This window comes from Corynebacterium timonense (genome assembly GCF_900105305.1).
GTDB classification, from domain to species: Bacteria; Actinomycetota; Actinomycetes; order Mycobacteriales; family Mycobacteriaceae; genus Corynebacterium; species Corynebacterium timonense.
The window spans coordinates 816,011-839,121 of record NZ_LT629765.1 but is presented as its reverse complement, the minus strand read 5'-3'; the positions used below and the strand labels follow the sequence as shown (position 1 = coordinate 839,121).

Sequence of the window (23,111 nt, the reverse complement as noted above, 5' to 3'; positions counted from 1 at the left end):
CCGCCGATACCGCACACAGCACCCTTCACAGCGACCTTCACGCGCCGAGCGGGACGTACGCCCCTGGGGCTCGATGTCGTCGCGGAGAGAGCCCGCGGGGCGGAGCCTGCGCCGGTCGAGGTAGCCAGGACCTCGGGTCCGGGCCTAGCCAGCCCCGCCCACGAAACGTGCGCACTACGGACGACGGGCACGCGAACCGCGTCAGTTCGGTCGCAGCTCGTGGCTCAGCGCTTCGAGCTCTCCGCCCCCCGCCATCTGGCGCGTCAGCTCGTCGAGGCTGACCTCGGAACGCGGGGCGTCCAGCTCCTGGCGGCCCAGCGTGAGGATGGTGAAGTGGTCGCCGACGAGGTACGCGTGGTGCGGGTTGTGGGTGACTAAGACGATGGCGATCCCCTCGTCGCGCGCCGAGGCGATCATCTTGAGCACGACGCTCGACTGCTTCACCCCGAGCGCGGCGGTTGGCTCGTCGAGCACGAGGACGCGGGCGCCGAAGTAGACGGCGCGGGCGATGGCGAGCACCTGGCGCTGGCCGCCGGAGAGGTTCCCGGCGTCGACGTTCACATCGGGGATATCGACGCCCAGGCGGCGGAGGTACTCTTCGCAGATCCGCCGCATCTCCGCGTCCTTCAGCGCCCCGAGGACGCCCGTGATCTCCTGCCCGAGGAAGAAGTTGCGCCAGACGCTGAGCTCGTCGACGATGGCGAGCGTCTGATACACGGTGGCGATGCCGGCGTCGAGGGCGTCGCGCGGCGAGGAGAAGGCGGCGCGTTGGCCGTCGACACGCATGTCTCCGCCGGTCGGCGCATGCAGGCCCGCGAGGATGGAGATCAGGGTGGATTTGCCCGCCCCGTTGTCGCCGAGGACGCAGGTGACCTCGCCTGCGCGCACCGCGAGGTTGACGCCGCGCAGCGCGTCGAAGGCGCCGTAGGACTTGGTGATGTCGCGAAGTTCGATGATCGGCATGGGCTACCTATTCTTCGTGTAGTTGGCGAAGGACGTGTTGGCGAACACCGCGAAGAGCAGCATCGCGCCGAGGAAGAACATGAACCAGTCCGGGTTCCAGCCTGCGTACACGATCCCCTGGTTGGTCATGCCGAAGATGAGGGCGCCGATCATGGTGCCCACCGCGGTGCCGCGCCCTCCCGTCATAGAACAACCGCCGATGACGGCCGCGATGATGTAGAGGAATTCGTTGCCCACGCCCTGGCCGGCCTGGATGGAATCGAAGGCGAAGAGCGTGTGCATGCCCACGAACCACGCCGCGAACCCGACGAACATGAACAGGAGGACCTTCACCCGGCGCACCGGCACGCCCACGGCTCGGGCTGCCTCCTCGTTACCGCCGACCGCGGTGATCCAGTTGCCGAACTTTGTGCGAAAAAGCACGAAGGAGGCGAGCGCGACGAAGCCGATCCACCACAGCACCGTCACGTTGACGGTGACCCCTCCCACGGTGAAGGTGCCCGCGAAGAACGCGCGGGCAGACGGAAAGCCCTCCATGTCAGCGATGGAGGGGGTGGCCACCTGGTTGGTCACCAGCTTCGTCACCGCGAGGTTGAGGCCCTGCAGCATAAGGAAGGCAGCGAGCGTGATGAGGAAGCTGGGAATCCCGGTGCGAGCCACGAGCACGCCGTTGAGCGCGCCGATGGCCAGCGAGATCCCGAGCGCGAGCGCCGCACCCACCCAGGAGTTGAGGTGCAGGTTGTAGTTGAGCATCGACGCCGCCAGCGCCGCGGTGGTTACCGCCACGCCCGAGGACAGGTCGAACTCCCCGCCGACCATGAGGACACCCACCGCCAGGGCCACGATGCCGAGCGTGGAGCTGGCATAGAGGATCGTCGACATCGCGTCGAGGGACCGAAACGCTGGCGCGACAGCGAAAAACAGCGCGAAGATGACGATGAAACCGAGCAGGCTCGCCAACTCGGGGCGGCGCACGAGCCTGCCGAGGCCGCTATGGGTGCGCAAGCGGTCTTCCGTGGTGCTCACCTGAGCCGTCACCGCAGGCCCTCCTTCGCCGCCTCGGCGATCTCGCCGACGTTAGAGGAGTCGAGGAAGCTCGGCCCCGTGTAGACGGGGCGCCCACCCCGAGGGTCGCGCCGTTGCGCTTGGCCAGCCAGAGCGAATCCACGGCGAGGTAGCCCTGCAGGTAGGGCTGCTGGTCGACGGCCCAGGCGACGCGGCCGTCGGCAATGGCGTCGACAAGCTCGGCGTTGGTGTCGAAGGTGACCACCGTCGCCTCCGAGCCGGCCTGGCCGACTGCTTCGGCGGCGCGGACGGCCACCGGCGCCTGCAGTGCGAAGACGGTGTCAAAGCTAGAGTCCTGCGCCACCTTCGACGAGATCGTGGCCTGGACCGAGGTCAGGTCCTCACCGTTCACGTAGAGCAGCTCGACCTCGCCCCCGAGGCCCTTCTCCACACCCGCGCACCGCGCCTCTTGCGAGGAGTTGCCTTGCTCGTGGATGACACAAAGGACCTTCGATGCGCCATCCTCCTTCAGGCGCTCGCCCGCGGCAGTGCCGGCGACGGTCTCGTCCTGGCCAAAGAAGCCGCTGAGACCGTAGTCCGCGTACTGTTCCATGCCAGCGTTGAGCCCCACGGTGGGGATGCCCGCCTCGACGGCGTCGCGCGCCGCGGGCCCGATCGCCTCCGGGTTCGGAAGGGTCACGGCGATACCGTCCACGCCCGCGTCAACCGCGGAACGCACGAGGTTCGCCTGGTTCGGCGCCTGCGGGTCGGAGGAGTACCGCAACTCAATGTTGCTCTTGCGTGCGGCCTCCTCCGCGCCCTTGCGCACAAGGTCCCAGTACGTGTCCCCGGGGGCGCCGTGGGTGACCATGGCGACGACGTAGCGGGGGGTGTCCGCGCTTCCGACCGGGGCGGCGGCGTCGTTTTCCCGGGGGGCGCCGCCCGTCGACGAGCAGGCGGCGGCCAGTGCCGCGGTCGCGGCGAGCGCCACGAAAGTTAGCGTCTTGGTAAGTTTCAGCACACACAGATACTGGTGCAGCCCGTTTGCGCACGTCAAACGGCCATCGGCGGGGCTGAACCGATACAGACGCCCTCAGCAGCGCCTTCGGCGCCCGCCAGCTACCCCCGTCCGGTTACGACTGCTCGAGGCGGCGCAGCTCCTCCTCCGGGTCGAAGTCTCTCGTGGGCCAGGTAAGGTCAAGGCCCCGCAGAGCGTCGTACAGCAGCGTCTTCACCACGGTCCGGCAGTACTTCTTGTCGTCGGAGGGGATGCAGTACCACGGGGCCTCGCTTGTCGACGTCCTCGTCAGCGCCGTCTGGTACGCCGCCATATACTGCGACCACAAAGCGCGGTCCTCGATGTCGCCGGGGTTGTACTTCCAGTGCTTCTCCGGGTTCTCGATGCGCTCGCGCAGGTTCTCCTTCTGGAAGTCGCGGGAGATATGCGGCATGACCTTGATAATCTTCGTGCCCTGCGCCGCGAGCTCGCGTTCGAAATCGACGATGGCGCCGTAGCGGCGCTCAATCTCCTCCGGCGGGGCCATCTGCTTGACCCGCTGCACGAGCACATCCTCGTAGTGGGAGCGGTCGAAGACGACAATCTGGCCAGGTTGTGGCACGTGCGGCCGGATGCGCCACAGGAAATCGTGCTTCGCCTCCTCCTCGGTGGGGCGGCCGAAGGCCTTGACGCGCACTCCTTGGATGTCCATCACCTCGCTGACGACGTGCTTGATGATGCCCCCCTTGCCTGACGTGTCCATGCCCTGCAGCACAAGCAGCACCGAGCCCGTACCCGGGGTGCCCACCGTCGCGTTAGCGTGCAGGCACTCCTGCAGGCTTTCGAGATCCTCGTCGAACTCGTGGAAGGCTTCGTCGATGTTGCCGTCCTTGACGCCGGGGGTGGCCCGGGGGTCGACGTCCGCGATCTGGAAACCAGACCCCACCTTGTGCTGGTTCGCTTCCTCCACAGTTAATGTAGCCATGTCTCTCGCTCCTTCTCCATCAAAAAAGGCCCACCTAGCGGGTGGGCACGTGTCGGGTACTTCCTAGTCGTCGTGTGGCGCCTCGGGCGCGTCGGCGGAGTTCCACTGGATGATGTCATCGAGCACCGCGTGAATGTACGGCGGCGCGGTGTGGCCCGCGTACTCCGTCGCCATCTCGAGCGCGTTGGCGATCGAGATGGGCGGTTCGACGTCGTCGTTGAAGAGGATCTCCCACGTTGCGACGCGCAAAATCTGCCTCTCGACGGCCGGAAGCCGGTCGATCTCCCAGTCCTGCGACAGGAAGCGCTCGATGGCGTCGTCGATATCGTCGAGGTGCACGGCCGCGCTCGTGATGATCTCGCGGGTGTAGTCCGCCACTGGCGCGACCGCGTTGCTGGGGTCCTGAGACAGCGCCGCGCGGTCCTCCACCACCGCCACCGGATCCACGTCGCGCGTCTCGGCCTCGAAGAGGATGTCCACGGCGCGGCGGCGGGCGCGGTATCGGGCGCCGTGTCGCTTGTAGTCCGGCATTAGTTGTTAACGCGGGAGAGGTAATCGCCGGTGCGGGTGTCCACCTTGACCACGTTGCCCGTCTCCAAAAACAGCGGGACCTGGATCTCGGCGCCCGTCTCCAGCGTGGCCGGCTTCGTGCCGCCCGTGGAGCGGTCGCCCTGCAGGCCCGGCTCGGTGTGGGAGATCTCCAGGTCCACGGAGATCGGCAGTTCGGCGAAGAGGGCCTCGCCGTCGTGGAAGGAAACCTGGACGCGCATGTTCTCCAGCAGGAAGCGAGCGGCGGAGCCGAACTTATCCTCAGACAGCTCGTACTGCTCGAAGGTCTTGTCATCCATGACCACGTAGCTCGTGCCGTCGTTGTACAAGTAGGTCATGTCGCGGCGGTCCACCGTCGCGGTCTCCACCTTCACGCCCGCGTTCCACGTCTTGTCCACGGTCTTGCCCGAGACGACGTCCTTGAGCTTTGTGCGGACGAAGGCCGGGCCCTTGCCCGGCTTGACGTGCTGGAACTCGACGATCTGCTGAAGCTTGCCATCAACCTTCAGCACCAGCCCGTTCTTGAAATCAGCGGTAGTTGCCACTGGGTACCTTCCTTATGGGAGACGAACGTGTGCAAACAGAACAAGTCTACATCACAGGATGCGCAAATCCTTCGGCCACTCGGTGATCACCCGCGGGGCACCCGAGGTGATGATGAGCGTGTCCTCGATGCGGACCCCGCCGACGACGGGGACGTAGATGCCCGGCTCGATGGTGAGGGTCATGCCTTCGCGCAGCTCGCCGGTTCCGGTCCGAGCGGCCGAGGGGGCCTCATGGACCTCGAGGCCGACGCCGTGGCCGGTGGAGTGGACGAAGTACTCGCCATACCCGGCCTGCTCGATGATGTCGCGGCACACCTTATCCACCTCGACGAGCTTCGCCCCCGGCACCGCCGCCTTGACTCCCGCGAGCTGCGCCTCGAGCACCACGTCGTAGATCTCGCGCAGCTGCGCGGAGGGTTCGCCGATGGCGAAGGTGCGGGTCATGTCGGAGTTGAAGCCCAAGCGGTGGGCACCGAAGTCGATGGTCACCAGGTCGCCGTCGGCCAGCACGCGATCGCCCGCGCCGTAGTGCGGCAGCGCCGAGTTCGGGCCCGAAGCGACGATGGTGTCAAAGCTGACCCGCTCCGAGCCGAGGATGCGCATCCGGTACTCCAGGTCCGCGGCGACCTCGCGCTCGGTACGCCCGGCCCGCAGCTCGCCGGAGTCGACCAGACCCTCGAGCGCGCGCACGCCGAGCTGCGCCACCTTGGTCAGCCGGGTGAGCTCCAGCTCGTCTTTGACTAGGCGGATGTCCTCGATGATCCCGCTGACCGGCACGAGGGTCACGCCCTCCGGGCACGCCTTTTCCAGAGCGTGCAGCTGGTTGACAGAGACATAGTCCGCCTCGTAGCCGACGCGGTGGCCCTCGGTCACCGTTCCCACGAGGGAGGTCGCCACCTCGCGCGTGATGGTGGCCTCAATGTCGGGGACCTCGCGCGCCACCTGGGACAGGTAGCGCCCGTCGGTGGCGATGGCCGCGGTGCGGTCCTTGGACACGAGCAGCGCCCCGTTCGAGCCCGAAAAGCCCGACAAGTACCGCACGTGGATGAGGTTGGTCACCAGCATGTCGTCGATGCGCTGCGCGGCGAGCTCGCTGGCGAGCCTACGTCGCCGCGTATCAAAGCGCGTGTCAGCCATTCCCATTGTTCCTCCTAGCACAAAAATCGAGCGCGAGCGTGTACCCGTGTGTCCCCAGCCCCGCGATGACGCCCACCGCAATGGGCGACAGGTACGAGTGCTGGCGGAAGGGCTCCCGCGCGTGGACGTTTGAAATGTGGACCTCGACGAAGCCCGCGCCGTCGGCGACCTCGGCGAGCGCGTCGCGCAGCGCCACCGAGGTGTGGGTCAACCCGCCGGGGTTGATCACCACGGGCCACCCCTCGTCGGCCGCCTCGTGCGCCCAGTCGATCAGGTCCCCCTCGTGGTTCGACTGGCGGCACTCCACCTCGACGCCGAGGCGCTCGGCGTGCTCCGCGAGCTGCATCTCGACGTCCGACAGCGTCACCGCCCCGTAGACCTCCGGCTGGCGAGTGCCCAGCCGGTTGAGGTTCGGGCCGTTGAGAACCAGGATCTTCACCTTCCCCGACCTCCTTCGGGCGCGGAAATCGCGTCGTAGGCCGCGCGCATCTCCTCCACGCTTGCGTCCTCGAGCCGGGCGCACTGCCCCAGCTCCCGCAGGACAACGAAGCGGATGGCGCCGTCGCGGGACTTCTTGTCACGGGTCATCGCCTCGTAGAGCTCGTCGAAGGCGCCGGCCTCGTAGGTGGTGGGCAGGCCGACCAGCTCGAGGATCTCCTTGTGGAGGGCGAGCAGCGGGGCGTCGATAAGCCCGCGATTGTAAGCGAGGTGGGCGACGAACATCATGCCCACGGCCACCGCGTCGCCGTGCCTCCACGTGTAGTCCTCCCGGCGCTCGATGGCGTGGCCGAAGGTGTGGCCGTAGTTGAGGATCTCGCGCAGGCCAGACTCCGTCAGGTCCTGGGAGACCACCCCGGCCTTGACCGTCACCGAGCGGCGCACCAGCTCCTCCCAGTGGCGCTCGGGGCCTTCCCGGAAGAGCTCCAAGATGCGCGGGTCGGCGATGAAACCCGTCTTGATCAACTCTGCGGAGCCGGCGACGATCTCCTCCTCGGGCAGCGTGTGCAGCCGCTCGAGGTCGATGAAAACGGAATCCGGCTCGTGGAACGCGCCGACAAGGTTCTTTCCCGCCGCTGTGTTGATGCCGGTCTTGCCGCCGACGGCAGCGTCGACCATTGCCAGCAGCGTCGTGGGCACCTGGACGACCTTGACCCCACGCATCCACGTCGCGGCCGCGAAGCCCGCTAGGTCCGTGGCCGCTCCCCCGCCCAAGCCGATGATGACGTCCTGGCGCGCAAACCCGACCTCACCGAGCGCGTCCCACAGCCCCCCGAGCACGGCGATCGTCTTGCTCGCCTCCGCGTCCGGCACCGGGAGGAGGTGGACCTCGACGTTTTCGTTCTCGAGCTCGCGGCCAATATGACGCGCGACGGCCGCCAGCGGGCGCTGGTGGACGATGGCCACCTTGCGCGCCTTCAGCTGCGCTACGCGGCGGGCAACCCCGCCGGTGATGTTGTACCCGATGTGGACTTCGTAGGGGCTCGGCCCTGTCACCTCAACGATTGCCACGGTCTTTCCCGCTCCTTCTCCCCCGCTACAGGGACTCGATGAACCCCAATACGTCTGCGACAACGCGCTGCGGCGGGCGCCCGTCAGTGCGCACCCGGAAGTCGGAGACCTCCCGGTACAAAGGCGCACGCTCCTCCAGCAGGTCCCGGTAGCGCTGCGCCGGATCCGCCGACGCAAGCACCGGGCGCGTGGTCGAACTGGACGTGCGCCGGATGCCTTCCTCGGCGCTGACGTCGACCCACACGACGGTGTGCGGGATGAGCAGCTGACGGGTCGTCTCGGTGACGACGGCGCCGCCGCCGAGACTGACAATCCCGCCGGTCGCCAGCGCACGGGCAACGTACGTCGCCTCGATCTCGCGGAAGCCTTCCTCGCCGCGTTCGACGTACACGTCGCCGCAGGCCTTGCCTTCGCCTTCCTCGAGCAGCAGGTCGGAGTCCACGAGCGGCACGTTCAGCGAGCTCGCGAGCCGACGCCCTATGGTCGTCTTCCCTGCGCCCGGCGGGCCGACGAGCACGGCGCGCGGCCGAGAGTGCACGACAGCGCCGGCGTCGCGCGCCCCCGCGTAGGTGGTTGGGTTAGGCATGATCTCCTCCGAAGGCCAACCGTTGCGAAACATAATCATTGTACGAGGAAATCGCGCTGCGAACCTGCCCGATGCTGTCTCCGCCGAACTTTTCCAGCACCGCGCGGGCCAGCACCAGCGCCACCATCGCCTCCGCGACGACCCCGCCGGCGGGCACCGCGCACACGTCGGAGCGCTGGTGGATGCCGGTCGCCGCCGCGCCGGTGTCCATATCCACGGTGCGCAGCGCTCGCGGAACCGTGGAAATCGGCTTAAAGCCGACGCGCAGGCGCAGCTGTTCGCCGTTGGTCATGCCGCCTTCGAGGCCGCCCGCGCGGTTGCTCGCGCGCCGCACCCCATCTTCATCTTCGCCGCGCAGGATCTCGTCGTGCGCTGCGGAGCCGCGGCGGCGCGCCTCCTCGAAGCCATCGCCGACCTCCACGCCCTTCACGGACTGGATGCCCATGAGCGCCCCCGCGAGCTGCGCGTCGAGCCGGTGCTCGCCGGAGATGTGGGAGCCGAGCCCAATCGGCAGCCCGTCCACGACCACCTCCACGACACCGCCGAGGGTGTCGCCCTCCTTCTTCGCGGCCTCGATCTGGGCGATCATGTCTTTCTCGCTCTCCGCGCCGAACGCGCGGACCGGGGACCCGTCGATAGCGTCGATGTCGGAAAACGCCGGGGCGGGGCCCACGTACGGCTCCGACTCCCCGATGGAGACAACGTGGGACAGCACCTCGACACCTAGTGTCTCGCGCAGGAAGCTGCGCGCCACCGCCGCGGCCGCGACGCGGGCTGCCGTCTCGCGCGCCGAGGAACGCTCGAGGACCTTGCGGGCGTCGTCGAAACCGTACTTGACCATGCCCGCGAAGTCCGCGTGCCCGGGGCGCGGCCGCGTCAGGCGGGCCCCCCGGCCCGAGGCCATCGCTTTCGCTACCTCCGGGTCCTCCATGTCGAGCGGGTGCGGCGACATGATCGTGGTCCACTTCGGCCATTCCGTGTTGCCGATCTGGATGGCGATAGGGCTGCCGATGGTCTGGCCGTGCACGATGCCGGTGAGAAGCGTCAGCTCGTCCGCCTCAAACTTCATCCGGGCGCCGCGTCCGTAGCCGAGGCGGCGTCGCGCCAAGTGGTGCGCGATGTCCTCTGCGGTGACGGGGACGCCGGCCGGCATGTTCTCAACGAGCGCGACAAGCGCTTGGCCGTGGGACTCCCCGGCCGTGGTCCAACGAAGCATGGCGCTTATTCTGTCACATGTTCGAGGCCACTCCCCCCATCAGGGCGCACACCCACGCCGCGGCGAGCATCGCTGGTCCGTGCGCCACGGCCGCCGAACGTGTGAGCGCCGCCGCCGCAAGAGTAAGCGCGCTCGCGGCGGCGACGGCAACAAGAACCCAGACCGGGCCCGCCGTGCACGCGACCGCCACCCCCAGCGACACCGCAAGTTTCACGTCGCCCCCTCCAATCCCCCGCGCAGGTAGAAGGTACAAAACGGGCCACACGAGGCCCCAGAGGCCCACCGGCCGCACGACGCACCACGCGAGCGCCAGCGCCCCAGCCGGCAGCGTGAGCGCGTCCGGCAGCCGACGCTGCGTGACGTCAACGCACGCAAGCGCTGTGCTCCACAGCACCGCGCACGCGCATAAAAACAGGAAAAACAAGCCGGACCCCCCGATCAGCATGGGGGTAGTCTACGCCAGTTTTTTCCCCGCCCGCTACTGTCCGCGCGCGAAAACGTGGCGTTGCAGCGCCTCCCGCATCTTTTCGCGCGGGGCCGTGACTCCGGTGAACTGTTCGAACTGGGAGTAGGACTGGGCCGCGAGCATGACCAGCCCGCCCACGACCATGTGCCCGTTGGCGGCGGCCGCCGTGGCCAGGGGTGTGGGCCAGGGCTCGTAGATGACGTCGAGAAGCGGCGCGTGGCCCAACGCGTCAGCGTGCTCGGTCACCGCGTCGGCGGGCACGGTGGAGACGACGACGTCGGCCTCGATCGACAGGGCTTTCAGGTCGGCGTCGAAGCCGACGAAGCTGACGTTCGCGTCGCCGACCAGGGGAAGGACCTCGGCCGAGCGGTCGCTGCGGTTGAGCACACAGAGCGTATCGACGCCCCGCTGGCCCAACTCCCACAGCGCCGGGCGCGCCGTCCCGCCCGCGCCGATCACCAGCGCCGAGCGCACCGGCGTCTCCCCCAGAAGCTCGTCGAGCGCGGCGGCGATACCGAGACAATCTGTGTTGTCGGCGCGCCACCCCCGGGGCGTGCGGACCAGCGTGTTGGCGGACCCGATCGCGCGTGCCCGGTCGGTGGCCTCGTCGGCAGCCTCGAGCGCCGCGAACTTGGCGGGCATGGTGACCGAGAACCCGCGAAACGTCTCGTCCGCGTCGGCGATCAACCGCGGCAGCTGCTCCGCGGTGCACTCGATGCGCGTGTACTCCCAGTCGGTGAGGCCTGCCGCGGCGTAGCCGGCGTTGTGCAGCACGGGAGACAGCGAGTGCTCAACCGGTGCTCCGAGGACGGCGGCGCGGCGCGTCACGCCGGTCATCGTTGCGAGTCCAGGATGCCGGATTCCTGGGCGCGCTGGACGTCCTGCAAGTGCTCCTCGAAGGTGTTGTTAAACACCGTCGTGCCGTCGGTGTCGACGGTGACGAAGAAGAGCCAATCGCCCTCGGCGGGGTTCTCCATCGCTCCAATCGCCTCGATGGACGGGGAGGCGATCGGGGTCTCGGGCAACCCGTCCATCGCGTAGGTGTTCCACGGCGTCTCGCGCTCGCGGTCCTCGTCGGTTGTGGCCACCTCGACGCTCGGCAGGCCGTAGTTCACCGTGGAATCGAACTCGAGGCGCATCGGCGCGTCCAGGCGGTTGAGGATGACGCGCGCGACCTTGTCGTATTCTCCGGCCGGGGCCTCGCGTTCGACGAGGGAGGCGGCCGTGAGCAGCTCGTAGGGCGACAGGCCGACGGCCTGCGAGCGGCCCACGATGTCGGTGTCCTCGTACTGCTGTGCCGAGCGGGTAATCAGGTCCGTGAGGATCGTCTCCGCGTCCGCGCCCGGGTCAACGATGTACTCCCCGGGGGCAATGAGGCCCTCCAGCCGCTTCGGGTCACCGGCGCGGCTGGTGACGGTCTCGAGCGCCCACTCGGGCACACCGAGCTGCGCAGGATCCGCGTTAGCTGCCACCTCGGTCAGGTCCTGGACCTGGACGCACCCGTCAGTCGGCTGATCTCCGCAGGTGACCTGCTGGATCATCGAGTAGATGCCGAGGCGCGTCTGCCCGCCGAGGACCGCGATATCCATCAGCGTAGCCCCGCCCGCGACCTGCAGCGGGGTAATCTTGTTGTCCGGGTTGAGCAGCGCCTCGACGGCCGCAGCGGCGCTCATTTCCTCTTGCAGGCGGTAAAAGCCGGGTTGGATACTGTCCGTCCGGGCGTCCGACAGCGCTGCGGACTGGAAGGCGGCGTTCGAGCGGACCACTCCCCGTTCCTCCAGCTCGGGGCCGAGCTCGGAGACGCTCGAGCCCTCCGGAACCTCGATGACGACTTCCTCGCCGTTGCCCGCGCCTTCGTAGTCCCCGCTTTGGTCGGACAGGCGCATGATGGCGATCCACGCGATGAGGCCGATAATCAGCAGGATCGACACCACGAGGATCGCGATGGATCCCGTCCGCCGACGTCCGTTCACACTGGAGCTCACAGTTGTCACTTCTCCTTCAGGTTGTTGAGTCGGCCATCGAGCCACGACTGCAGGATTTCCGCCGCAGCCGCTTGATCGATCACCCGGCGTCCAGCCCTTTCACTGACACCAGCGGAACGAAGGGCCTGGTTGGCAACCACCGTGGTCAGCCTTTCGTCAGCAAAGCGCACCGGCACGTCACAGCGGCGACGGATGCGGAAAGCAATCTCCTTGGCGTGCTTCACGCTCACCGAGCCGTTGCCGTGCAGGTCGCGTGGCAGGCCCACGACGACCTCGGCGATCCCGTACTCATCGACAAGCTCGACGAGCCTGTCTATGTCCGCCCCGTCCCTGTCCTTGAACCCGGTGACACGCTTCACCGTCTCCACGGGCATGGCAAGCCGGGCGTCCCTGTCAGAGACCGCGACGCCGATGCGTACCGTTCCCACGTCGACCCCCATGCGCCGCCCCTCGCCGGGGTCGTCGGCTCCGGGTGTGTCCGGATACACCTTCATAGCGGTTTCCTTTGCGTGGCCTTACGTGGAATGTCTCGGGCAAAAAGATAACGGCCGAGACACTGCCGAGTTACCCGGGGTGCCTCGTGTCCAATTCGTTATCTTACTCGTTCCACGCCCTAGCGGGCAGCAAGGTCCTCCCTGACTGCCTGCAGCGCCGCCGTGACACCCCCCGTGTCCGAGCCCGACCCCTGCGCGAGGTCGGGCTTGCCGCCGCCCCGGCCGTCGACGTAACCGCCGATGAGTTTCACCAGATCACCGGCCTTCGCGCCCTTCTCGACGGCAGCCGACGTGGCCGCCACGGCGTAGGGGACCTTCCCCCCGCCGGCGGACACGAGGGCGACGACCGCCGCCTCGGCGCCGAAACGCCCGCGCAGGTCCGCAGCAGCCGAGCGCAGGTCGCCGGCGTTGACCCCCGCGGGCAGCTGCGCCGCGACAAGGCGGAAAGAGCCCACCGTCTCAGCCGCGTCGGCGAGGCCCGCCGTCTGGCTGAGCAGCTGTTGCTTGTGCAGCGCCTCGATCTCCTTCTCCGCCGCGCGCAGGCGTTCGGTGAGCTGCGCGATACGGTCCGGCAGCTGCTCGGTCGGCGTCTTCAGCTCCGTGGCCAGGCCGGAGGCAAGCGCCGCCTCCTTGGAGAAGTAGCGGAAGGAATCCAGGCCCGAGTACGCCTCAATACGGCGCGCGCCCGAGCCGACGGAGGACTCGCCGAGGACGGCGACCGGCCCGACCTGGGAGGAGTGCTCGACGTGGGTGCCGCCGCACAGCTCGATAGAGAAGGGGCCACCGATCTCGACGACGCGCACGACGTCGCCGTAGTTCTCCCCGAACAGGGCCAGCGCCCCCATTGCTTTGGCCTTCTCCAGCGACGTTTCCACGGTGTTGACCGAGAAGTCCGCGTCGACCGCCTGGTTGGTCACGGTGGCGATCTCCTCGAGCTGGCTCGGGGTGAGCTGCTCGGTGTAGTTGAAGTCAAAGCGCAGGTAGCCAGGCTTGTTCAGCGAGCCCGCCTGCACGGCCGTCGGCCCGAGCACCTGCCGCAGCGCCGCGTGGATCAGGTGGGTCGCGGTGTGCGCCTGGCGGGCGCCGTGGCGCCAGTCGCCGTCGACCTCGGCGGTCACCGTCGAGCCGATGTCCAGCCCGCCGTTTTGCACCGTGGCCTTGTGCAGCCAGAGCCGCTTGCCCACCTTCTGCACGTCGGAAACGTTGAGAACGGTATCGCCCATCACCAGCCGGCCGCGGTCCGCGAGCTGACCGCCCGACTCGGCGTACATCGGCGTGACGTCGAGGATGACCTCCACCTCGTCGCCTTGGCCGGCCTCCGTGACCTTCTCGCCGGCGCGCACGAGCCCGAGCACCGTGGCGTCGTGGGTGAGCGTGGAGTATCCGACGAACTCGGTCGGGGCGCCGTCGACCCACTCGCGGTAGAGCGACTCGTCGACGTTGCGGTGCTTTTTTGCCTTGTTGTCGGCCTTGGCGCGCTCGCGCTGGGCGCGCATCTCGCTGTCGAAGGCGTCCATGTCCACCTCGAGGCCCGCTTCGCGCGCCATCTCGAGTGTGAGATCAATGGGGAACCCGTAGGTGTCGTGCAGCTCGAAGGCTTGCGCGCCCGGGAGGACCGTCGCCCCAGAGGAGCGGACTGCCGCGGCGGCCTCGTCGAAGCGGTGAGTGCCGGACTCGAGGGTCTTCAGGAAGGCCCGCTCCTCCGCCAGCGCGACGCGCAGGATCCGCTCTCTGTTATCGGCGATCTCCGGGAAGGAGGGCGTCATCGTGTCCATGATCGTGTTCATAAACGTCTCCAGCACCGTGCCGGTCGCCCCGAGTAGGCGCGCGGAGCGGATCACGCGGCGCAACAGGCGACGCAGGATGTAGCCGCGCCCCTCGTTGGAGGGCGTAACCCCGTCGAGGATGATCATCATGCCGGTGCGCGAGTGGTCGGCGATGACGCGGAAGCGGACGTCGTCACGCTTGTTCCCGGCGTCGTACTGCGAGCCCGTGAGCTCAACGGCGGCGTCGATCACCGGGCGCAGCAGGTCGGTTTCGTACACGTTGTCCACGCCCTGCAACAGGCAGGCGACGCGCTCGACGCCCATGCCGGTGTCGATGTTCTTGTTCGGCAGCTCGCCAACGATGTCGAAGTTGCCCTTCTTGTCGCCCTCACCGCGGATGGACTCCATGAACACGAGGTTCCAGATCTCCATGTAGCGGTTGTCGTCGGCGGCCGGCCCGCCGTCGCGGCCGTACTCCGGGCCGCGGTCGTAGTAGATCTCGGAGCACGGCCCGCACGGGCCAGGAATGCCCATCGACCAGAAGTTGTCCTCCACGCCGAGGCGCTGGATGCGCTCGGCGGGCACGCCGATCTTCTCGCGCCAGATCTGCTCCGCCTCGTCGTCGTCGAGGTAGACGGTCACCCACAGCCGCTCCGGGTCGAGCCCCAGCCCGCCGTCGTCGAGGGAGCCGGTCAGCAGGCTCCACGCATGAGTGATCGCGCCCTCCTTGAAGTACTGGCCGAAGGAGAAGTTCCCGGCCATCTGGAAGAAGGTGTTGTGGCGGGTGGTGATGCCCACCTCCTCGATATCCAGCGTGCGCACGCACTTCTGGATCGACGTGGCCGTCCCGTTGTCGAACGGGGGCGTCTGCTGCCCCAAAAAGTACGGCTTGAACGGGACCATGCCGGCGTTGACAAACAGGAGGGTCGGGTCATCCAGGATCAGCGAGGCGCTCGGGACAGCGGTGTGTCCTGCCTTGACAAAGTGATCAGTAAAGCGCTGGCGGATCTCGTGTGTGTGCACGGGTGTGCCCTCCCGGGGAAATAGTGCCGATTAGTCCGCACCTACTCTACCCCCGGCCCCCACGGGTCGAACGACCCCCGCCTACCTGCCCCGCACGATCCGGCGCAGGCGGTCGCTGTAGTCTCTGATGCGCTTTTCGTTGCCGTGTTCACTCGGCTCGTAGTACACGGTGCCGTCGAGGCCCTCGGGGATATAGCGCTGGGTGACCACTCCGCGCGGGTCGTCGTGCGGGTACAGGTAACCCACTGCATTGCCCATCTTTTTCGCGCCCTCGTAGTGGCCGTCGCGCAGGTGCGCGGGCACCGCCCCCGTTTTCCCGCGCCGGACGTCCTCCTGCGCCCGCCCGATCGCCTGGATCACGGACGGCGACTTCGGCGCCGTGGCTAAGTGGATCGTCGCCTGCGCCAACGCGAGCCTTCCCTCGGGCATGCCGATGAAGCTGACCGCGTGCGCGGCCGCCACCGCCACCTGCAGCGCGCTCGGGTCCGCCATGCCGACGTCCTCCGAGGCGTGAATGACCAGCCGCCTCGCGATGAACCGGGGGTCCTCCCCCGCCTCGATCATGCGCGCTAGGTAGTGCAGCGCAGCGTCGACATCGGAGCCGCGGATCGATTTGATGAAGGCGGAGACAACGTCGTAGTGCTGGTCGCCGTCGCGGTCGTAGCGTACGACAGCGCGGTTGACGTTCTCGCGCACGACTTCCTCTGTGATCGCGTCTCCGTCGTCGACCGCCTCTGCTGCCGCCTCCAGGTAGGTCAGCGCTCGCCGCGCGTCGCCGCCCGCCAGGAGCACGAGCTGCGCCCGAGCGTCCGGGTCGAGCCGGACCCGGCCGGCGAGGCCGCGTTCGTCCGCGACTGCCCTGTCGAGGACGGCGGCGATGTTGGCGTCGGTCAGCGGTTCAAGGGTGAGCAGCAGCGAGCGGGACAAGAGAGGGGCCACGACGCTAAACGACGGGTTTTCGGTCGTCGCCGCGACAAGCAGCACAACCCGGTTCTCCACCGCCGCCAGCAGCGAATCCTGCTGGGTCTTGGAAAAGCGGTGCACCTCGTCGATAAACAGGACCGTGCGCTCGCCCCGGGCGAGGTCGCGGCGGGCCCGGTCGATCACCTGGCGCACCTCCTTCACGCCCGACGACAGCGCGGACAGCGCGACGAAGCTCTGCCCCATGGCCGAGGCGATGAGCGAGGCGATGGTGGTTTTGCCGGTGCCGGGCGGACCGTAGAGGATCACGGAGGCCGCCCCGGATCCCTCGATGAGCCTGCGCAGCGGTTTTCCCTCGGCGAGCAGGTGGCCCTGGCCTTCGATCTCCTCGAGGGAGCGAGGCCGCATCCGCGCGGCCAGCGGCGCCGAGGCGCCGGCCTCGAAGAACGCGCCGCCGCGCGATGTGTCGGCGTCGTGCTGCCCGTGCGGGTCGCCAAAGAGACCGTCCTGCATGGCCTACCTCAACCGTTCCGCGACGCCGCGCGCCCACTCCGAGACGGCATGGTTGTACGCCCCGGCGCCCAACCCGGCGTAGCGGGCCACCGCGTCGAAGGTTTCGAAGAGGTCCCGACGCACGAGCTGCTCGTCCGCGGTAAATGGGCCGTCCGAACGAGGACGCAGAAGGTCGCCGCTGACCTCAAAGTCCTCGGCCACACTCACCGCGGCCTCGAGGTCGGCGCCCGCCGAGCGGAACTCCTCCGCCAGCTGGTCGTCCGTCTGCGCGAGAGTTTCGAGCGCATTCGCATTGAGGATGGACACGCTCGACAGCGCCCACCCGATCAACGCCGCCGTGATCGCCGCATGCAGCGTCGCAGGGTGAAGCACGTTCGGCCACATCGTCTCCACCTCGCTGACCCACGCGTCGACGAAGACCTGCGCCTCCTCGTCGTTGACGGGGCGGGCGGCCACGTAGTTGGGGAAACCCCCGACCACGAAGGCGACGTCGAAGGTGACGTCGCGGAAGCCCGCCCACTCGTAGTCGAGAAACTGGGTGCGCTCGGCGAAGATGATGTTGTCGGGCGCGAGGTCGAATGGGGTAAACGCGCGGTTGCCTCCGCGCAGCAGGCGCGCGTGGATCCGCTCCGCGGTCTCCGAGACCTCGGTGGGGGTGGCGATGCCGGACTCCTCCAGCATCGCCGCCCCCAAACGGATCCGGTGCATCAGGATGCGCTCGCGCAGGTCCTGGACCTGGCGCTGGCCCTTCCTGCCGCGCACCATGCGGGCGAACAGGACGTTGTAGGCGCCCTCCTTACCCGCTGTACCAGCGTGCATGCGCCCCAGCGCGGTGCCCAAGCCGCGTAGCACCTTCAGGCGCGTCTCGTCGTCGGCCGAGGCGAGGATCGTCGCCAGCGTGTCGCCGTCGCCCGAGTCGGAGATGATGATGATCCGCTGGGCGGTGTCGTGCGCGAGCAGGATCGGCCCGGGACGCACCTCTTCGCTGAGGGAGGTGGTGAACTGGTAGGAGACCACCTCGCGCAAAAAGGCGGCGTCGTCGAGCACGTCGCCCGTCTCCGGGGAGTGTTTGACCACGACCGAACGGTGCTGCACAAGAGGGTTGGTAGCCACGCGGGCGCGGTAGACGCCGGCGAAGCCGGACCCGGTGAGCCGTGTGACGTCGTGAAGCTTCTGCGTGCCGCCGTAGCGGCGGGTGAGGATGTCCTCCGCCGCCGCGATGACGCTTTCCTGATCCATCAGGTCACTCCTTGCGGGCCTCTCACGAGGGGCCCGCGCTAGCTCTGCGCCGCCTCTGCGGCCGCCTTCGGCGTGGCGTCAACGCCGGTTTCCTTGCGTTGCTCCCTGGTAATCGGCGCGGGGGCCTCCGTCAGCGGGTCGACGCCGCCGCCGGACTTCGGGAAGGCGATGACGTCGCGGATGGAGTCAAAGCCTCCGAGCAGGGAGACAATGCGGTCCCAGCCGAAAGCGATGCCGCCGTGGGGCGGGGCGCCGTAGGAGAAGGCCTCGAGAAGGAAGCCGAACTTCTCCTGCGCCTCCTCCTCGGTAATGCCCATCACCTTGAACACGCGCTCCTGCACGTCGCGCTCGTGGATGCGGATCGATCCGCCGCCGATCTCGTTGCCGTTGCACACGATGTCGTACGCATAGGCCAGCGCTTCGCCCGGGGCGGAGTCGAAGCTGTCCACGTACTCCGGCTTCGGCGAGGTGAACGCGTGGTGCACAGCCGTCCACGCGGAGTTGCCCAGGGCCACGTCTCCGGAGGCGGTGGCGTCGGCGGCGGGCTCGAACAGGGGCGCGTCGACGACCCACGTAAACGCCCAGTCGCCCTCCTTGATGAGGTCGAGCTTGCGGGCGATCTCGCCACGGGCCGCGCCGAGCAGAGCGCGGGAGCTCTTCGCGTCACCTGCGGCGAAGAAGATGCAGTCGCCCGGCTTCGCGCCGACGTGGGCGGCGATCCCCTGCTTCTCCTCGTCGGTGATGTTCTTGGCCACCGGCCCGCCGAGCTCCCCGTCTTCCTGCACGAGGATGTAGGCGAGCCCCTTCGCACCGCGCTGCTTCGCCCAGTCCTGCCACGCATCGAGCTGGCGGCGCGGCTGCGAGGCGCCGCCCTCCATGACCACCGCGCCGACGTACTCGTTCTGGAACACCCGGAAGGTGGTGTCCTTGAAGAACTCCGTGCAGTCAACGAGCTGGATGTCGAAGCGCAGGTCCGGCTTGTCGGAGCCGTACTTCTCCATCGCCTCCTTGTAGCTCATGCGCGGTATCGGGGTGGTGATCTCGTAGCCGATCAGCTTCCACAGCTCGACGAGGATTTCTTCGGCCAGGGCGATGACGTCGTCTTCGTCGACGAAGCTGGCCTCGACGTCGAGCTGGATGAACTCAGGCTGGCGGTCAGCGCGGAAGTCCTCGTCGCGGTAGCAGCGCGCGATCTGGAAGTAGCGTTCCATGCCCGCCACCATGAGCAACTGCTTAAACAGCTGAGGCGACTGCGGCAGCGCGTACCAGGAACCCGGGCGCAGACGGGCCGGGACGAGAAAGTCGCGGGCGCCCTCCGGGGTGGAGCGGGTGAGCGTCGGGGTCTCGATTTCCACAAAGTCGTGCTTGGCCAGCACCTCGCGCGCGGCGCGGTTGACGTCCGAGCGCAGGCGCAGGGCCTTCGCCTGACGCTCGCGGCGCAGGTCGAGGTAGCGGTACTTCAGGCGTGTCTCCTCGCCCACCTCGTTCGAGGAGTAGTCCTCGACCTGGAAGGGCAGCGCGGCCGCGGCGTTGAGTACCTTCAGGTCGGTGGCGTTGACCTCGATCTCGCCGGAGGCGAGGTTGGGGTTGGCGGAGCCTTCCGGACGGGGTTCGACGACACCGGTGACCATGATGCAGTACTCGCTGCGCAGGTCGTGGGCTGCCTCGGCGACGTCGGACTCGCGGAACACGACCTGCGCCACGCCGGAGCGGTCGCGCAGGTCGATGAAGATCACGCCGCCGTGGTCGCGCCGCCGCGCCACCCACCCGGTAAGCGTCACGGTCTGACCATCGAGTTCTTTGCGGAGCTGACCCGCAAGGTGAGTGCGCAGCACGGTATCTTCCACGTCCTTCCACGTGAGGGCAAAAGTTGTCGTCGCAGATTCTACCCCCTTGTCCGACACCGCCCCGGGTCCGGCCCAGAGCGATCCCCGCGTGACGCGTCACCGACGCGGCCCCGCCGCCCGGTACCATCGGGCGCGCAGTACCACGGAAGGGCCTGTACCATGCAGTTTGGAATTTTCACCGTCGGTGACGTCACCCCCGACCCCACCACCGGCGCCGCGCCGAGCGAGAAGGAGCGCATCGACGCCATGACGGCGTACGCGCTCAAGGCGGAGGAGGTGGGCCTCGACGTGTTCGCCACCGGGCAGCACCACAACCCGCCGTTTGTGCCCTCCTCCCCTCCCACCCACTTGGCCTACATCGGGGCCCAGACCTCGCGGCTGCGGCTGTCGACGGCGACGACGCTCATCACCACCACCGACCCGGTCCGCCTCGCTGAGGACTACTCCTTCCTGCATAACCTCGTCGACGGGCGGGTCGACCTCATGCTCGGGCGGGGCAACACGGGCCCCGTCTACCCCTGGTTCGGCAAGGACATCCACCAGGGCGTGCCGCTCGCTGTGGAGAACTACCACCTGCTGCGCCGCCTGTGGCGCGAGCCGGTGGTGAACTGGAGCGGACAATTCCGCACCCCCCTGACCGGCTTCACCGCAACGCCCACCCCACTCGCGGGCGTGCCTCCCTTCGTCTGGCACGGCTCGATCCGCTCGCCTCAGATCGCGGAGCAGGCCGCGTTCTACGGCGACGGCTTCTTCCATAACAACATCTTCTGGAACAAGGAACACACCGCCTCGATGGTGGGGCTGTACCGGCGCCGTTTCGAGGCGTACGGCCACGGCCGCGCTGACCAGGCCATCGTCGGCCTCGGAGGGCAGGTGTTCATCGCGGGCACAGAGCAGGAGGCGAAGCGCGTCTTCCGCCCCTACTTCGACAACGCCCCCGTCTACGGGCACGGGCCCAGCCTGGAGGACTACACCGAGGCGACGCCGTTGACGGTGGGCACGCCGGAGATGGTTATCGACCGCACAATGCAGTTCGCTGACTGGGTGGGCGACTACCAGCGCCAGCTTTTCTTGGTCGACCACGCCGGCCTGCCTCGCGAGGTGGTGCTGGAGCAGATCGAGATCCTCGGCACCGATGTTGTGCCCGAGCTGCGCCGCCGGATGGAGGCCCGCCGCCCCGACCACGTGCCCAGCGACCCGCCCACCTTTGATAGCCTCCTCGCAGCGCAGCAGCGGGGCGAGCGACATCCCCATTTCGAGGTCTCGCCAGGAAAGGAGCCGTCATGACCACCCTGTTCGTCGTGACAGCAGGCTTATCGACGCCCTCAACGACGCGCCAGGTCGCCGACGCCATCGCAGCCGCCGTGGTCGACGCCGCCGCGCACCGCGCTGCGCCCGCCGAGGTGCAGGTGCGTACCGTCGAACTGCGCACGTTGGCCACCGACCTCGCGCACGCCACGACAAGCGGCACGTGGAGCCAACGGCTCACCGAGGTCAGCCGGCAACTGGCCGCGGCCGATGGGCTCATTGCCGTCACGCCGGTGTTCAAGGCCAGCTACTCCGGCCTGTTCAAGATGTTCTTCGACGTCCTCGACGTCGATGCCCTCGTCGGCATGCCGACAATCGTCGCGGCTACCGCCGGCAGCACCCGCCACACGCTAGTGACGGAGCACGCGTTGCGCCCTCTGCTGACCTTCATGCACGCCGTGGTGGTCCCCACCTCCCTGTTCGCGGCGACCGCGGATTTCGGCGGTCCCGCCGGGGCCGACTTCAGCCGCCGCGTGGAGCGCGCCGCCGGCGAGCTGGCGGATCTTATGCTCGCGTCCCCCCGCCCGTCGCGATTCTCGGGTGCCGCGCCCGCGGATGGCGGGGAAGGCTACGTGCCCATGCCCCACCTTCTGCGGGGGCAGACCGAACGCTAAGTGTGTGTCTGGTGCCTGCGGTACCATCGTGGCCATGTCACAAAACACCGTGAGCGTGATCGACCTGTTCAGCATCGGCATCGGCCCGTCGTCGTCCCATACGGTGGGGCCGATGCGCGCCGCCAACGCCTTTATCGAGCGCCTCGGGGCTCAGCCGTCGCGGGTGCGCGTTGAACTGCGCGGCTCGTTGGCCGCCACCGGCGTGGGTCACGGAACCGACCGAGCGGTGCTCCTCGGCCTCGTCGGCTGGACCCCGCTGACCACCTCCTCCGACGTCGCTCCCCGCCCCGGCGAGGCAATCCCGGCGACCGGCACCATCGAGGGTCCGGATGCCTCGGTGGACTACGAGGTCGTCTTCGACCCAGAGCCTGTGCCCGAGCACCCGAACTGCCTCATTTTCGACGCGTGGGACGCCGAGGGGAACCAGATCGCCGAGCGCGTGGAGTACTTCTCCGTCGGCGGCGGCTTCATCCTCGACCGCGAGGGCATCGAGGAGAAGGAAAGCGAATCCGGCATCACCACGACCTTCGACACCCCCGTCATCCCCTTCGAGTTCCACAGCGGCGCCGAGCTCATGCGCCTGTGCTCCGAGAACGGCATGACGGTCGCGGAAATCATGCGTGCCAACGAGGAGGCGCTGCACGGCTGGGACGCAGTGCGCGACCACCTCGACGCGGTCTGGAACGTCATGCAGGAGTGCGTCTCCCACGGGCTGAAGTCGGAAGGCACGCTGCCCGGCGGGCTGAACGTGACCAGGCGCGCGCCCCGGCTCTACCGCCTTCTCACCGCGGAGTACGAGGCCTCGACCTCCCGGGGGCTCGATGCGATGGAATGGGTCAACCTCTACGCCTTGGCCGTAAACGAGGAAAACGCCGCGCACGGCCAGGTGGTCACGGCCCCGACCAACGGAGCGGCGGGCATCATCCCGGCGGTGATGCACTACTGCCGCGATTTCACGGACGATTTCACGGACGAGCGGGCCCGCGAGTTCCTGCTCACGGCGGCCGCTATCGGCGTGATTATTAAGACAAACGCCTCCATCTCCGGCGCCGAGGTCGGCTGCCAGGGCGAGGTTGGCTCCGCTTCCTCCATGGCGGCGGCGGGCATGTGCGCCATCCTCGGCGGCACCCCCCAGCAGGTCGAGAACGCCGCCGAGATCGCCCTCGAGCACAACCTCGGCCTGACCTGCGACCCGGTCGGCGGGCTCGTGCAGGTCCCCTGCATCGAGCGCAACGCCATCGGTGGGGTCAAGGCCATCAACGCCGCACGCCTAGCCAAGCTTGGCGACGGCACAAACATCGTCACCCTCGATGATGTCGTCGAGACGATGGCGGCGACGGGCCGGGACATGATGACGAAGTACAAGGAGACCTCCATGGGCGGGCTGGCCGTCCAGCTGGGCCTGCCCGTAAACCTCACGGAGTGCTAGCTGTACTTCCTCGG

At 68.1% G+C, this 23,111-nt stretch carries 21 protein-coding genes and 1 pseudogene; 3 read left to right on the top strand and 19 right to left on the bottom strand.

What is annotated here, in order from left to right; all coding sequences use genetic code 11:
* Window positions 1-201: 201 nt before the first annotated feature.
* From BLT81_RS04065 to aspS, 19 genes and pseudogenes are all read right to left on the bottom strand, one after another.
* The gene (locus BLT81_RS04065; protein ID WP_019194550.1) at window positions 202-963 is read right to left on the bottom strand and encodes an ATP-binding cassette domain-containing protein; all 762 of its coding nucleotides are present in this window, start codon (window positions 961-963) and stop codon (window positions 202-204) included.
* Between the two features lie 3 nt (window positions 964-966).
* A complete protein-coding gene (locus BLT81_RS04060; protein ID WP_019194549.1) occupies window positions 967-2,001 on the bottom strand; it encodes an ABC transporter permease in 1,035 nt (344 codons plus the stop codon).
* Window positions 1,998-2,986 (bottom strand): annotated as a pseudogene (locus BLT81_RS04055) (substrate-binding domain-containing protein). Before BLT81_RS04055 ends, BLT81_RS04060 begins: the two are co-directional and overlap by 4 nt.
* Before the next feature lie 115 nt (window positions 2,987-3,101).
* The gene (locus BLT81_RS04050; RefSeq protein ID WP_040421559.1) at window positions 3,102-3,950 is read right to left on the bottom strand and encodes a PPK2 family polyphosphate kinase; all 849 of its coding nucleotides are present in this window, start codon (window positions 3,948-3,950) and stop codon (window positions 3,102-3,104) included.
* A 63-nt stretch (window positions 3,951-4,013) separates the two neighbouring features.
* A complete protein-coding gene (gene nusB / locus BLT81_RS04045) occupies window positions 4,014-4,481 on the bottom strand; it encodes a transcription antitermination factor NusB (RefSeq protein WP_019194546.1) in 468 nt (155 codons plus the stop codon).
* Complete coding sequence (gene efp / locus BLT81_RS04040) at window positions 4,481-5,044, bottom strand: elongation factor P (protein WP_019194545.1); 564 nt, start codon at window positions 5,042-5,044, stop codon at window positions 4,481-4,483. Before efp ends, nusB begins: the two co-directional genes overlap by 1 nt.
* 51 nt (window positions 5,045-5,095) lie before the next feature.
* Window positions 5,096-6,187, bottom strand: a complete 1,092-nt coding sequence (locus BLT81_RS04035) for a M24 family metallopeptidase (RefSeq protein ID WP_040421558.1) — start codon at window positions 6,185-6,187, stop codon at window positions 5,096-5,098.
* Complete coding sequence (gene aroQ / locus BLT81_RS04030) at window positions 6,174-6,620, bottom strand: type II 3-dehydroquinate dehydratase (RefSeq protein WP_019194543.1); 447 nt, start codon at window positions 6,618-6,620, stop codon at window positions 6,174-6,176. Before aroQ ends, BLT81_RS04035 begins: the two co-directional genes overlap by 14 nt.
* Window positions 6,617-7,690, bottom strand: coding sequence for a 3-dehydroquinate synthase (aroB, locus tag BLT81_RS04025; protein ID WP_019194542.1), 1,074 nt, complete (start codon window positions 7,688-7,690; stop codon window positions 6,617-6,619). Before aroB ends, aroQ begins: the two co-directional genes overlap by 4 nt.
* Before the next feature lie 25 nt (window positions 7,691-7,715).
* Window positions 7,716-8,276 carry a shikimate kinase gene (locus BLT81_RS04020; RefSeq protein WP_019194541.1) on the bottom strand — a complete coding sequence of 187 codons (561 nt, stop codon included), beginning with the start codon at window positions 8,274-8,276 and terminating at the stop codon, window positions 7,716-7,718.
* Window positions 8,269-9,492 carry a chorismate synthase gene (gene aroC, locus BLT81_RS04015; protein WP_019194540.1) on the bottom strand — a complete coding sequence of 408 codons (1,224 nt, stop codon included), beginning with the start codon at window positions 9,490-9,492 and terminating at the stop codon, window positions 8,269-8,271. Before aroC ends, BLT81_RS04020 begins: the two co-directional genes overlap by 8 nt.
* 13 nt (window positions 9,493-9,505) lie before the next feature.
* On the bottom strand, window positions 9,506-9,937 hold the full coding sequence (locus BLT81_RS04010; protein WP_019194539.1) for a prepilin peptidase: 432 nt from the start codon (window positions 9,935-9,937) through the stop codon (window positions 9,506-9,508).
* A gap of 33 nt (window positions 9,938-9,970) precedes the next feature.
* Window positions 9,971-10,795 (bottom strand): shikimate dehydrogenase, encoded by an 825-nt coding sequence (locus tag BLT81_RS04005; RefSeq protein ID WP_019194538.1) that lies wholly within the window; start codon window positions 10,793-10,795, stop codon window positions 9,971-9,973.
* Window positions 10,792-11,943, bottom strand: coding sequence for an endolytic transglycosylase MltG (gene mltG, locus BLT81_RS04000; protein ID WP_040421556.1), 1,152 nt, complete (start codon window positions 11,941-11,943; stop codon window positions 10,792-10,794). The genes BLT81_RS04005 and mltG overlap by 4 nt, the downstream gene beginning before the upstream one ends.
* Before the next feature lie 5 nt (window positions 11,944-11,948).
* Entirely contained in the window at window positions 11,949-12,437 is a 489-nt protein-coding gene (gene ruvX / locus BLT81_RS03995) for a Holliday junction resolvase RuvX (RefSeq protein ID WP_019194536.1), read from the bottom strand.
* A gap of 119 nt (window positions 12,438-12,556) precedes the next feature.
* The gene (alaS, locus tag BLT81_RS03990; protein ID WP_019194535.1) at window positions 12,557-15,226 is read right to left on the bottom strand and encodes an alanine--tRNA ligase; all 2,670 of its coding nucleotides are present in this window, start codon (window positions 15,224-15,226) and stop codon (window positions 12,557-12,559) included.
* An 81-nt stretch (window positions 15,227-15,307) separates the two neighbouring features.
* Window positions 15,308-16,660 (bottom strand): replication-associated recombination protein A, encoded by a 1,353-nt coding sequence (locus BLT81_RS03985; RefSeq protein ID WP_019194534.1) that lies wholly within the window; start codon window positions 16,658-16,660, stop codon window positions 15,308-15,310.
* Between the two features lie 3 nt (window positions 16,661-16,663).
* Complete coding sequence (locus tag BLT81_RS03980) at window positions 16,664-17,899, bottom strand: phosphotransferase family protein (protein WP_019194533.1); 1,236 nt, start codon at window positions 17,897-17,899, stop codon at window positions 16,664-16,666.
* 38 nt (window positions 17,900-17,937) lie between these two features.
* A complete protein-coding gene (gene aspS / locus BLT81_RS03975; protein WP_040421619.1) occupies window positions 17,938-19,734 on the bottom strand; it encodes an aspartate--tRNA ligase in 1,797 nt (598 codons plus the stop codon).
* Window positions 19,735-19,905: 171 nt separating this feature from the next.
* Here aspS and BLT81_RS03970 point away from each other — a divergent pair, with 171 nt between their 5' ends.
* Genes BLT81_RS03970 through BLT81_RS03960 form a run of 3 tightly spaced genes read left to right on the top strand, consistent with a single transcriptional unit; the run spans window position 19,906 to window position 23,097 of the window.
* On the top strand, window positions 19,906-21,033 hold the full coding sequence (locus BLT81_RS03970) for an LLM class flavin-dependent oxidoreductase (protein ID WP_019194531.1): 1,128 nt from the start codon (window positions 19,906-19,908) through the stop codon (window positions 21,031-21,033).
* Window positions 21,030-21,668 carry a CE1759 family FMN reductase gene (locus BLT81_RS03965; RefSeq protein ID WP_019194530.1) on the top strand — a complete coding sequence of 213 codons (639 nt, stop codon included), beginning with the start codon at window positions 21,030-21,032 and terminating at the stop codon, window positions 21,666-21,668. The genes BLT81_RS03970 and BLT81_RS03965 overlap by 4 nt, the downstream gene beginning before the upstream one ends.
* A gap of 34 nt (window positions 21,669-21,702) precedes the next feature.
* The gene (locus BLT81_RS03960; protein WP_019194529.1) at window positions 21,703-23,097 is read left to right on the top strand and encodes an L-serine ammonia-lyase; all 1,395 of its coding nucleotides are present in this window, start codon (window positions 21,703-21,705) and stop codon (window positions 23,095-23,097) included.
* Window positions 23,098-23,111: the final 14 nt, after the last annotated feature.